9 protein-coding genes are annotated in these 11,162 nt (G+C 68.7%); all 9 read right to left on the bottom strand.

The window, feature by feature from the left end:
* Positions 1-839 precede the first annotated feature (839 nt).
* The gene (gene tyrS / locus BJEO58_RS04795; RefSeq protein WP_101588176.1) at positions 840-2,129 is read right to left on the bottom strand and encodes a tyrosine--tRNA ligase; all 1,290 of its coding nucleotides are present in this window, start codon (positions 2,127-2,129) and stop codon (positions 840-842) included.
* A gap of 248 nt (positions 2,130-2,377) precedes the next feature.
* Positions 2,378-3,784: an argininosuccinate lyase gene (argH, locus tag BJEO58_RS04790; protein ID WP_101588234.1), complete on the bottom strand. Its 1,407-nt coding sequence runs from the start codon at positions 3,782-3,784 to the stop codon at positions 2,378-2,380.
* Between the two features lie 59 nt (positions 3,785-3,843).
* Entirely contained in the window at positions 3,844-5,058 is a 1,215-nt protein-coding gene (locus BJEO58_RS04785; RefSeq protein ID WP_101588175.1) for an argininosuccinate synthase, read from the bottom strand.
* A 94-nt stretch (positions 5,059-5,152) separates the two neighbouring features.
* Positions 5,153-5,695: an arginine repressor gene (locus BJEO58_RS04780; protein WP_101588173.1), complete on the bottom strand. Its 543-nt coding sequence runs from the start codon at positions 5,693-5,695 to the stop codon at positions 5,153-5,155.
* Positions 5,677-6,612, bottom strand: coding sequence for an ornithine carbamoyltransferase (gene argF / locus BJEO58_RS04775; RefSeq protein WP_101588172.1), 936 nt, complete (start codon positions 6,610-6,612; stop codon positions 5,677-5,679). Before argF ends, BJEO58_RS04780 begins: the two co-directional genes overlap by 19 nt.
* Positions 6,609-7,856, bottom strand: coding sequence for an acetylornithine transaminase (locus BJEO58_RS04770; RefSeq protein ID WP_246075973.1), 1,248 nt, complete (start codon positions 7,854-7,856; stop codon positions 6,609-6,611). The genes argF and BJEO58_RS04770 overlap by 4 nt, the downstream gene beginning before the upstream one ends.
* Entirely contained in the window at positions 7,853-8,830 is a 978-nt protein-coding gene (argB, locus tag BJEO58_RS04765) for an acetylglutamate kinase (protein ID WP_373270405.1), read from the bottom strand. The genes BJEO58_RS04770 and argB overlap by 4 nt, the downstream gene beginning before the upstream one ends.
* Positions 8,827-9,999, bottom strand: a complete 1,173-nt coding sequence (argJ, locus tag BJEO58_RS04760; protein WP_101588169.1) for a bifunctional glutamate N-acetyltransferase/amino-acid acetyltransferase ArgJ — start codon at positions 9,997-9,999, stop codon at positions 8,827-8,829. Before argJ ends, argB begins: the two co-directional genes overlap by 4 nt.
* Entirely contained in the window at positions 9,996-11,090 is a 1,095-nt protein-coding gene (argC, locus tag BJEO58_RS04755) for an N-acetyl-gamma-glutamyl-phosphate reductase (protein ID WP_101588167.1), read from the bottom strand. Before argC ends, argJ begins: the two co-directional genes overlap by 4 nt.
* Positions 11,091-11,162 lie beyond the last annotated feature (72 nt).

Raw genomic sequence — 11,162 nt, 5'->3', positions numbered from 1 at the left:
CAGCAAATAAATAACTGGCATCATCAAAAACAAACAAACACGCTATTGAGTTCTCAAAGAACAGACACACAAACCGATCCGACCAGACACACAACGCCCAGCCCTCACCGAAAGGTGCTCTCCATATATTCAAAACCAGACGCCCGCCAGATATTCACACACCGTTTCCGCTGCGTTTCCTTTTGGCGAACGAGTTGTAACTCTATCCCCACCCGAACCAGCTTCGCAAATCAACTGAACGTGATCCGCGTCACACTCCCAGAAGCGCTGCGTTCCCGCCGCGATCCAGACCTTCGAGTGAAAGTTGCCGACTGCCGTTCCAGTGGTACCAGGCGACTGCGGTTCGTATGCGACCGGCCGTCCTGTTCTCTTCGGTGTTCCCGTCGAGCAACAGATGTAAATCTATGCCAGGACCCGGGGACAACGCAACTCGGTTCGCGGTGTCGCCGGTCACACCTGCTCACTCAGGCTCCTCAACCGCACCAGAGCGCCGCACAGAACCACACCGGCGAGCCCGAAGACCGCCGGCCATACAGAGCCCCCGCGGATCTGCAGCCAGGAGAACCAGGCGCTGACGCAGATGCATCCGACGACTAGGAGGAGCAGCCCGCCTCGGGATGAGCCCGAGGTCCGCGAACATCCGACTGAAGCGGATCCCGTCGACCCAGCGGACTGCGATCCAGGCGGCGGGTGCCGGGGTGAGCATCATCGTGGACGGGCTCTCAGCCCACCACGATCCGCAGCGGAATCATGACGGCCCACCCGAGCAGGAGCGCCGCACTCGTGAACACGAGGAGTCCGAGCAGATCGGTCCTCTTCGAGTCCATCTCCGACTCCGCTCAGCTGGTGACGATCGTCAGCGCGCCCAGCGTCTTCTTTCCGCGGCGCAGGACGATGACGCCGGAATCGCCGGCGTCCAGGACATCCGCCTGGGTCACGACGGCGTCCTCGCCGTCGACCTTCGCGTTGTTGACGTAGGCCCCGCCTTCACGCACCGCCCGACGTCCGTCGGACTTGGACTTGACGATTCCTGCGAACGCCAGCGCGTCTGCGACGGACACCCCCTCTTCCAGCTGTGCCGCCGTCACCTCGCCGCGCGGCAGCTCCGCCGTCGCGGCGGAGAGCGTCGAACCGTCGATGCCCCGCAGTTCGCCCCCGCGGAACAGCGCATCGGCAGCTGCGAACGCCTGCTTCGCCTGCTCTTCGCCGTGGACCATCGCAGTGATCTCCTCCGCGAGCGCCTTCTGGGCGATCCGCGTGTGCGGCGCCGCCTCGAAGCGGACACGGATGTCCTCGATCTCCTCGAGTGACCGGAACGAGAAGACGTGGAGGTACTTCACGACATCACGATCATCTGCGTTGAGCCAGAACTGGCTGAACGCGTACGGGCTGGTGAGTGCCGGGTCCAGCCACACTGTGCCGGATTCAGTCTTGCCGAACTTCGTGCCGTCCGCCTTCGTGATGAGCGGCGTCGCCAGAGCGTGCACGGTCTTCTGCTCCACGCGGCGGAGAAGGTCCGCCCCGGAGGTGAGGTTGCCCCACTGGTCGGACCCGCCGGTCTGCAGTGTGATGCCGTGGCGCCGGTTCAGCTCGAGGAAGTCGTTGCCCTGGAGGATCTGGTAGGAGAACTCCGTGAAGGAGATCCCGTGCTCGCTGTCCAGTCGCGTGGCGACCGTCTCCTTGGCGAGCATCCGGTTGATCGAGAAGTGCTTGCCGATGTCCCGGAGGAAGTCCAGCGCCGTGAGTCCGCCCGTCCAGTCGAGATTGTTGACCATCTGCGCGGCGACGGGGCCGTCGAAGTCGAGGAACCGTTCGATCTGCCCGCGGATGCTGTCGACCCACCCGTCGACGACCTCGCGGGGGTTGAGCGTCCGCTCCCCCGACATCCGCGGATCTCCGATGAGTCCGGTCGCGCCGCCCACCAGGGCGAACGGCTTATGGCCGGCTTGCTGCAGTCGCTTGGCGGTGAGGATCTGGACGAGATTGCCCATGTGCAGGCTGGGTGCGGTGGGGTCGAATCCCACATAGAACCGGACCGTCTCCTCGGTGAGCGCCCTGCGCAGCGCGTCTTCGTCGGTGGACAGAGCCACGAGATTCCTGGCCTGCAGCTCGCTGAGGATGTCGGTCACAGCTTTCCCTTCCGTACACGGTCGCCTTCCGCTCCTGCCGCCGATTCCCGGCCGGATCGCGGTCGCGCGCCGCCCACCAGTCTAACCGTCCGGACAGTGCGTGCTCGTCACCATCCGGCCCTGAGTCGCCGGTCCGACGCAGACGTTCGGGGCCGACCGCGGCCGAGGTCGTCGTCACCGTGGTCCGGTGCGATCCCCTGCCGCGGTCGGCCCCGGGTCCGCGGATGTGCGCGGAGGCTGGGCGCTGCTCAGCGAAGTCGCTGTCGGGCGAACCCTCGCAGCCGGGCTGCTTCTGTCCTGGCGTTCTCCAGCTGCTGCGCGACGGCGCTGCGAGCCGTCCCGCCCTTGGAGCTGCGGGAGTCGATCGAGCCGTGCGTCGTGAGCACGGCGCGCACGGCCGGGGTGAAGTGCTCGGAGATGCCCGCGAAATCGCCGTCGGTCAGATCCCACAGCTCGACGTCGCGGCTCTCCGCGAGGCGAACGGCTTCGCCGGACAGCTCATGCGCGACGCGGAACGGCACGCCCTCGCGGACCAGCCACTCCGCCACGTCGGTCGCGAGCGCGAACCCGCGCGGCGCCAGATGCTCCATCCGCTCGACGTCGAACACCAGGGTCTCGACCATCCCGGTGAACGCCGGCAGGAGCAGCTCGAGCGTATCCGTCGCGTCGAACACCGGCTCCTTGTCCTCCTGGAGATCCCGGTTGTAGGCGAGCGGCATCGCCTTGAGCGTCGCGAGCAGACCGGTGAGATCGCCGATGAGGCGGCCGGACTTGCCCCGGGTGAGTTCTGCGACGTCGGGGTTCTTCTTCTGCGGCATGATCGACGAGCCCGTGGAGAACGCATCGTCGAGGATGACGAACGAGAACTCCTTCGTCGCCCACAGGATGATCTCCTCGCTCAGTCGCGACAGGTCGACACCGATCATGGCGGCGACGAACGCATACTCCGCGAACACGTCGCGAGACGCCGTTCCGTCGATCGAGTTCTCCACCGAGTCGACGAAGCCCAGCTCTTCCGCGACCGCCTGCGGGTCGAGGCCCAGAGAGGAGCCCGCGAGCGCTCCCGATCCGTACGGGGACACCGCGAGCCGCGCGTCGAGGTCGACCAGCCGGGCGACGTCCCGCAGCAGCGGCCATGCGTGCGCGAGCAGGTGATGCGCGAGCAGGACCGGCTGCGCGTGCTGGAGGTGGGTGCGACCGGGCATGGACGCCTCGGGGTGCGCAGCCGCCTGTGAGATCAGTGCTTCGACCGTGTCGAGCAGCAGCCCTGCGACGACCCGCGAGTGGTCGCGCAGATACATCCGCCCGAACGTCGCGATCTGGTCGTTGCGCGATCGACCCGCGCGCAGCCTGCCGCCCAGCTCCGTCCCCGCGATCTCCATGAGACCGCGCTCCATCGCGGAGTGCACGTCCTCGTCGTCCTGCGCCGGCAGGAACTCACCCGCGACGACCCGCCGCTCGAGTTCATCGAGCGCGTCGATCATCCCTGTGAGGTCCTCCTCGCGCAGCAGCCCAGCGCGGGACAGCACGCGGGCATGGGCGCGGGAGGCTGCGAGGTCGTAGCGGGCCAGTCGCCAATCGAAGTCCGTCGACTTCGACAGCTGGGCCAGCGCATCCGCGGGCCCGGTGGCGAACCGGCCGCCCCACAGGGCCACCCGATCGGCCTCGCCGGGGCCCGCGCCGTCGCCGGCGTGCGGAAGGCTCTGCTCCTGGCTCACTTCAGCTTGTCCTTGCCGAACCGCACGTCGCGGGCCGCGGCCTGCTTCGACGAGAGGCCGAAGATGTCGATGAAGCCGCGTGCTGCGGACTGGTCGAACGTCTGCCCCTCGTCGTAGGTCGCCAGCCCGAAGTCGTACAGCGTCGAATCGGAGCGGCGGCCCTCGACGGTCGCGCGACCGCCGTGCAGCACCATCCGGATCTCTCCGCTGACGTACTCCTGCGAGTCGTCGATGAACGAGTCGAGGTTCTGCTTGAGCGGGGAGTACCACTGGCCGTCGTACACGAGTTCGGTCCACCGCTGCTCGACCTGCTTCTTGAAGCGGGCCTGCTCGCGCTCGAGCGTGATGTTCTCCAGCTCGCGGTGAGCGGCGATGAGGGTCATCGCGCCCGGCGCCTCGTACACCTCCCGCGACTTGATGCCCACGAGGCGGTCCTCGACGATGTCGATGCGACCGATGCCCTGAGCTCCTGCACGCTGGTTGAGCTCCACGATCGCCTCGAGCGGCGTGACCGCGCGACCGTCGATCTTCGTCGGGATGCCCTTCTCGAAGGTGATCGTCACCTCGTCGGCCGGCGGCGGGAAGGCCGGGTCGTCCGTGTACTCGTAGACGTCCTTCGTGGGTCCGTTCCAGATGTCCTCGAGGAATCCGGTCTCCACGGCGCGTCCCCACACGTTCTGGTCGACCGAGAAGGGGTTCGTCTTGGTCGTGACGATCGGCAGTTCGTTGCGCTCCGCGTACTCGATCGCGGCTTCACGCGTGAGAGCCAGGTCGCGGACCGGGGCGATGCACTTGAGGTCCGGTGCGAGCGAGGTCAGGGACACCTCGAAGCGGACCTGGTCGTTGCCCTTGCCCGTGCAGCCGTGGGCGACGGTCGTCGCGCCGAACTGGCGTGCGGCGCGGACCAGGTGCTTCGCGATGATCGGGCGGGACAGCGCGGACACGTTGGGGTACGCGTCCATGTACAGCGTGTTGGCCTTGAGGCCGGCCATGCAGTACTCCTCCGCGAACTCATCGCGGGCGTCTGCCACGTATGCCTCGACGGCGCCGCAGTCCAGGGCGCGCTGGCGGATGGTCTCGAGGTCCTCGCCGTCCTGTCCGACGTCGACGGCCATGGCCACGACGTCCGCGCCGGTGGCCTCGTGGATCCAGCCGATCGCGACAGAGGTGTCGAGTCCGCCCGAGTAGGCGAGGACGATCCGTTCGGTCATGAGGGTTCTCCTTGTGTCTCGTGTGCACCGCCCGCGGGCGGCGTGCTGTGGTTGAAGTCTGCGTCATCGAGGGCGCGCGTGCGCGCCCGGGTGGTCAGTTCCGCGTGTCCTCGGTCGCGCCGGGGCCCGCGACCTCGTGTCCGGCCAGGTCGAGGAAGAGCCGGGCGATCCGCTCGCCGCCCACGTCCGCTGCACCGATGACGAGGACGGTGTCGTCCCCGGCGATCGATCCGAGGACGCCGGCGAGGACGGAGCGGTCGATCGCACTCGCAAGGTACTGGGCCGCGCCGGGAGGCGTCCGGAGGACGACCAGGTTATCCGAGTGCACAGCGCTCACGAGCACCTCCTCCAGCAGCCGCTGGAGTCGGGCGTCGAAGACGTCCTCCCCCTGTGCGGAGAAGAGGGTGTCCCTGTCGCCGCCCTCGCCGCGCACGGCGTACACCGCGCCCGAGGCCCCCCGCACCTTGACGGCCCCGATCTCGCCGAGGTCGCGGGAGAGCGTGGCCTGGGTGACAGACACGCCCATCGCGGCAAGCCGGGTGGCGAGCTCAGACTGCGATGCGATCGTCTGCCGCTCGATGAGCGAGACGATGAGCTGCTGGCGCGCCGTCTTCGTCCTCAGCTGCTCAGCAGCCACGTGAGCAGAGCCTTCTGTGCGTGGAGTCGGTTCTCGGCCTCGTCGAAGACGACGGATGCCGGCCCGTCGATGACCGAGGCCGCGACCTCCTTGCCCCGGTACGCCGGCAGGCAGTGGAGGAAGATCGGATCGTCGCCCAGGTTCATGAGCTCCTCCGTCACCTGGAACCGACTGAACGGCGAGGCGCTGTCGTCGCGTCCGGCGGAATCCTGCCCCATCGACACCCAGGTGTCGGTGACGAGCACGTGCGCGCCCTGTGCCGCGTCCAGCGGGTCATCCGTGATCGTGAGCGTTCCGCCCGTCCGCTGTCCCAGCTCCTGGGCCTCGGCGACCACCTGGTCCGCGGGCTGGTAGCCGGCGGGGGCGGCGATGCGCACGTGCATGCCCGCGTTCACGCCGCCCAGCGCGTACGAGTTGGCCATGTTGTTCGCACCGTCGCCGTAGTAGCTCATCGTCAGGCCCGCCAGGCCGTTGCCCTCGCCCGTGCCGCGGTGCTCGCGGATGGTCACGAGGTCGGCCAGGATCTGGCAGGGGTGGTAGTCGTCGGAGAGCGCGTTGACGACGGGCACCGAAGAGTGCTCCGCCATCTCCTCGAGTCCGGACTGCGCGAAGGTGCGCCACACGATCGCGGACACCATGCGGTCGAGCACGCGTGCGGTGTCCGGGATCGACTCCTTGTGCCCCAGCTGGCTCTCCCCGGGGTTGATGATGAGCGGGCTGCCGCCCAGCTGGCTCACCCCCGCCGCGAAGCTCACCCGCGTGCGGGTCGAGGTCTTGTCGAAGAACACGGCGACGGTCTGCGGTCCCTCGAGGGGGCGCTTCGAGTACGGGGCGGCCTTGAGCTGCCCGGCGAGGTCGAGGACGTCGGTGAGCTCGTCCGGTGAGAGGTCGGTGTCCTTGAGGAAGTGGCGGGTCATGCTCCTCCTTCGGCATCCGCTGCGCCGGGGGCGACGGAGGCGATGAGGCCGGGCAGCGCGTCTGCGAAGCCCAGCAGCTGGTCGTCGGTGATGATGAGCGGCGGTGCGATCCGCAGTCGGGTCTCCGTCACGGGGTTGACGATCCAGCCCGCGTCGAGAGCCGCGCCAGCGACCGCCTTCGCGTTGCCGTCGCGCAGCTCCATGCCGATGAGCAGGCCGGCGCCCGACACCTCGGTGATCTGAGGCAGAGCGGCGAGCGCGGTGCGCATCCGCCCGCCGAGGTCGGCGGCGCGGGCCAGCAGATCCTCATCCTGGATCGTCGTGAGGACCGCGAGGCCCACCGCGGTGGCGAGGGGGTTGCCCGAGAACGTCGAGCCGTGCTGCCCCGGTGTGAGCAGCCCGGTCACACGGTCCCCGAACGTGAGGGTCGCGCCGATCGGCATCCCGCCGCCCAATCCCTTCGCGAGCGTGATCACGTCGGGTGTCACGCCCTCGCCGATGTGCGGGTCCTGGAAGGCGAACCACGATCCGGTCCGCCCGATCCCGGTCTGCACCTCGTCGAGCACGAGCAGCGCGCCGACGGAGTCGGTCGCCTCGCGTGCGGCCGTCAGGTACCCGGCGGGGTGACGGCGCACCCCTGACTCTCCCTGGATCGGCTCCAGGACGACGGCGGCCGTATCCGCATCGACCGCGGCGCGCAGTGCGGCCTCGTCCCCGAACGGGACGTGGACGACGCCCGGCACACCGGGTTCGAACGGCTCGCGGTAGGCGGTCTTCGCCGTGAGGGCGAGCGCTCCCATCGTGCGACCGTGGAACGACCCGTCGACCGCGACGATCTTCGAGCGTCCGGTGCGCCGGGTGATCTTGAGTGCGGCCTCGTTCGCCTCGGCACCGGAGTTCGAGAAGTAGACGCTCGAGCCCACCGGTGCCGATGCGAGTGCGAGGATCCGCTCCGCGAGTGCGATCTGGGGCGGCGATGCGAAGAAGTTCGAGATGTGCCCCAGGGTCGAGGCCTGCGCGGTGAGCGCCTCGACGATCGCAGGATGAGCGTGGCCGAGCGCGTTCACGGCGATGCCGGCGAGCAGGTCGACGTACTGCGCACCCGTCTCGTCCCAGACGAGCGCTCCCTCACCGCGGACCAGCAGCCGCTGGGGCCTCCCCAGCGCGGGGAGGATCGCCGCTTCGTGGTGCGAGCGCCACTCGCTCGTGCCAGTCATCATTCCTGTGCCCTCCGTGTCTGTCATGCGAGGCCTCCGATGGTCTTCTCCAGTGCGTCGGGATCCGCGCTCACCATCGTGCCGATCCCCTCGGTCGTGAAGACTTCGAGGAGGATCGAGTGAGCGACCCGGCCGTCGACGATGTGGGCGTGCCCCACTCCGGCCTCCACCGCCTCGAGTGCGGCGGTCATCTTGGGGATCATGCCGGAGTCCAGACTGGGCAGCAGTCCCCGCAGCTCATCGGTCGAGATCTGCGAGATGAGGCTGTCGGTGTCCGGCCAGTTCCGGTACAGGCCCGCCACGTCCGTGAGCATCACGAGCTTGTCCGCCTGCATGTGCCGGGCGATCGCGGCGGCGGCGAGGTCCGCGTTGATGTTGAGCGGCTTCCCCGGCTCTCCCCCCACCTCTCCGGCGATCGAGCAGACGACGGGCACTCGACCTGCGTCGAGCAGCTCATGGAGGAGATCCGTCGAGACCTTCTCGATCGCTCCGACCCGGCCCAGCTCGACGGGCTCGCCGTCGACGAGCACCTGGGCCGGGCGGGCGAGCAGGAGGTCGCCGTCCTCCCCGGACAGCCCGACTGCGGAGCTGCCGTTCTGGTTGATGCGCGCGACGATGTCGCGGTTCACATGTCCCGACAGCACCATCCGCGCCACGTGGGCGGCTTCGTCGCTGGTGACGCGCTGGCCGGCGCGGAACTCGCTCTCGATGCCCAGGCGATCGAGCATCTCAGAGATCTGCGGACCGCCGCCGTGGACGACGATCGGCCGCAGCCCGGCGAACCGCAGGAACGCGATGTCGTCGGCGAAGGCCTGCTGCAGCTCGGGGCTGACCATGGCGTTTCCGCCGTACTTGATGACGATCGTGGCACCCGCGAACGTCTTGATCCACGGCAGCGCCTCCGTGAGCACGTCGGCCTTGGCCTGCGCCTGGGCGAGCCGCTGTGCCGGCGTGGTGCTCTGCTCCGCAGACTCGTGCGTCGTATCGCTCATGTCGCTCATGTCGAGTATGCGCTGTTCTCTTCGACGTAATCATGGGTGAGGTCGGAGGTCCACACGGTCCCCGTGTGAGCGCCGGCCTTCAGATCGATGTCGACGCTCACCTCGCGGGTGAAGACGACTGACTCCGGATCCTGGTCCGGTGTCGAGTCGGTGCAGACCCGCACTCCGTTGATGGTCACATCGATGCGTGCGGGATCGAACGCCGCATCGGTGGTCCCGACCTGGGCGACCACGCGGCCCCAGTTGGGGTCCTCGCCGAAGATCGCGGCCTTGAAGAGGTTGGAGCGGGCGACGGAGCGGCTCACGGTGACAGCGTCGTCCGCACTCGCCGCGCCGCTCGTCGTGATCGCGATGTCGTGGTGGGCTCCCTCCGCATCGACGTGCAGCTGGCGCATGAGATCGAGGCACGCATCCGTGAGGAGCGCGGTGAAGGCCTCTTCGTCCGGCACCGTCCCGGACGCGCCGGAGCCCATGAGGACGACGGTGTCGTTCGTCGACATGCAGCCGTCCGTGTCGAGGCGCTCGAAGCTGTGCGCAGTGGCATGGCGCAGTGCGCGGTCCAGGACGGACGCCGGCAGGTCTGCATCAGTCGTGAGGACGACCAGCATCGTCGCGAGGCCGGGCGCGAGCATGCCTGCGCCCTTCGCCATGCCGCCCACGCGGTACTCACCCGCACCGGCGGCCTCGGTCCGCTCGATCGTCTTCGCCACCGTGTCGGTGGTCATGATCGCCTCCGCAGCCGCACGCCCGTGGTCCGCGCCCTCCTGCGCCGCCTCGACGAGTGCGGGGAGACCGTCGACGATCCGATCGCGGAAGTCCTGTCCGCCCACACCGATGAGTCCGGTCGAGCAGATGAGCACGTCCTCGGGGGTCGCTTCGAGCAGCTCGGCCGTCCGCTCGGCCGTGCGGCGGGACGTCTCGAAGCCGAACGCTCCCGTGTAGCAGTTCGCACCGCCGGAGTTCAGCACGACGGCGCGTGCACGTCCGTCGACGCTCGCCTGCTCCGACCAGAGGACGGGGTTCGCCTTGCAGCGGTTCGACGTGTAGACGGCGGCCACCGCATCGGAGGGCCCGTCGTTCACGACGAGCGACAGGTCGGACCTGCCGGAGTCCTTGAGCCCCACGGTGAGGCCCGCGGCGCGGAAGCCGGTCGGGTGGGTGACGGTCATGGTGCGACTCCATTCACGGGGAGGGCGAGGTCTTCATCGAGGCCGAGCGCGAGGTGGGCGGACTGGAGCGCCTGCCCCGCAGTGCCGCGCACGAGGTTGTCGAGGGCGACTGACACGAGGACGGTGCCCGCCCGTTCGTCGATCGCCCACTGGACGTGGGCGCTGTTCGAGCCGGTGACCGAGGAGGTGCGGGGCCACTGCCCCGTGGGCAGCACGGTGATGAACGGTTCACGGGCGTAGGCCGAGTCGAAGGCTCGTGCGATGGCGTCCGGGGCGTCGGCGACGACTGCGGACGGAGCCAGAGGTGCGGAGAGGGTCGCGTGGATGCCGCGCACGATGGGGACCAGAGTGGGGGTCAGCGCGATGCGGACGCCTCCGGCGTGCTGGGCCTGGACACCGATGCCGAGCGCTCCGGCGAGGTTCTGCTCGATCTCCGGCACGTGGCGATGGGTCCCGGCCTGTCCGTAGGAGCTCACGTCGCCGATGATCTCGCCGCCCAGGAGGTGCGGCTTCATCGCCTTCCCTGCTCCGGACACGCCGTTCGCCAGGGTCGCCGTGAGCCGGGTGGGATCGACGAGACCCGCCTGGACGAGCGGCTGGAAGCCCAGCGTGACCGCGGTGACGTTGCATCCTGGCACTGCGATGCGCGTCGCGCGGCGGAGGACCTCCCGCTGCTTCGATCCGTCGGCGAGCAGGAGTTCGGGCAGGCCGTAGTCCCAGCTGCCCTGGTGCTCACTGCCGTAGAACTCCTCCCAGGCCGCGGCGTCCGTGAGGCGGTGGTCGGCCGCGAGGTCGAGGATCAGGGTCCCCGGGCTCGTCGCTTCCAGTTCGGCGGCGATCGCGCCGGACGCACCGTGCGGAAGCGCGAGGACGACGATGTCGTGTCCGGCCAGGGCCTCTGGAGTGGACGGCTGGATCTCCATGTGCGCGCAGGAGCCGAGATGCGGCTGGTGTCGTCCCAGGAGGTCGCCCGCGGTCGAATGCCCCGCGACCGTCGTCACCCGCAGCTGCGGGTGACCGGTCAGCAGACGGAGGATCTCGCCGCCGGCATAGCCGGTGGCACCGGAGACCGCCACGGTATATTCACTCATGCGAATAATCATACGCCTTCCGGCGTCGTCATGCACGGCTTTCGGCACGATCCTCGCAGAAGACGTGCTCCC

Origin of the sequence: Brevibacterium jeotgali, assembly GCF_900169175.1 — a bacterium.
GTDB lineage: Bacteria > Actinomycetota > Actinomycetes > Actinomycetales > Brevibacteriaceae > Brevibacterium > Brevibacterium jeotgali.
Note: the sequence above shows the minus strand (reverse complement) of the source record. Positions and strands in the feature narration are given on the sequence as shown.

Bases quoted from the DNA above. Each gene is read 5' to 3' on its own strand.
- BJEO58_RS04770 (WP_246075973.1), bottom strand. From the start codon at position 7,856: ATGACAGACACGGAGGGCACAGGAATGATGACTGGCACGAGCGAGTGG.
- argC (WP_101588167.1), bottom strand. From the start codon at position 11,090: ATGAGTGAATATACCGTGGCGGTCTCCGGTGCCACCGGCTATGCCGGC.
- argF (WP_101588172.1), bottom strand. From the start codon at position 6,612: ATGACCCGCCACTTCCTCAAGGACACCGACCTCTCACCGGACGAGCTC.
- BJEO58_RS04785 (WP_101588175.1), bottom strand. From the start codon at position 5,058: ATGACCGAACGGATCGTCCTCGCCTACTCGGGCGGACTCGACACCTCT.
- argJ (WP_101588169.1), bottom strand. From the start codon at position 9,999: ATGACCGTCACCCACCCGACCGGCTTCCGCGCCGCGGGCCTCACCGTG.
- argB (WP_373270405.1), bottom strand. From the start codon at position 8,830: ATGAGCGACATGAGCGATACGACGCACGAGTCTGCGGAGCAGAGCACC.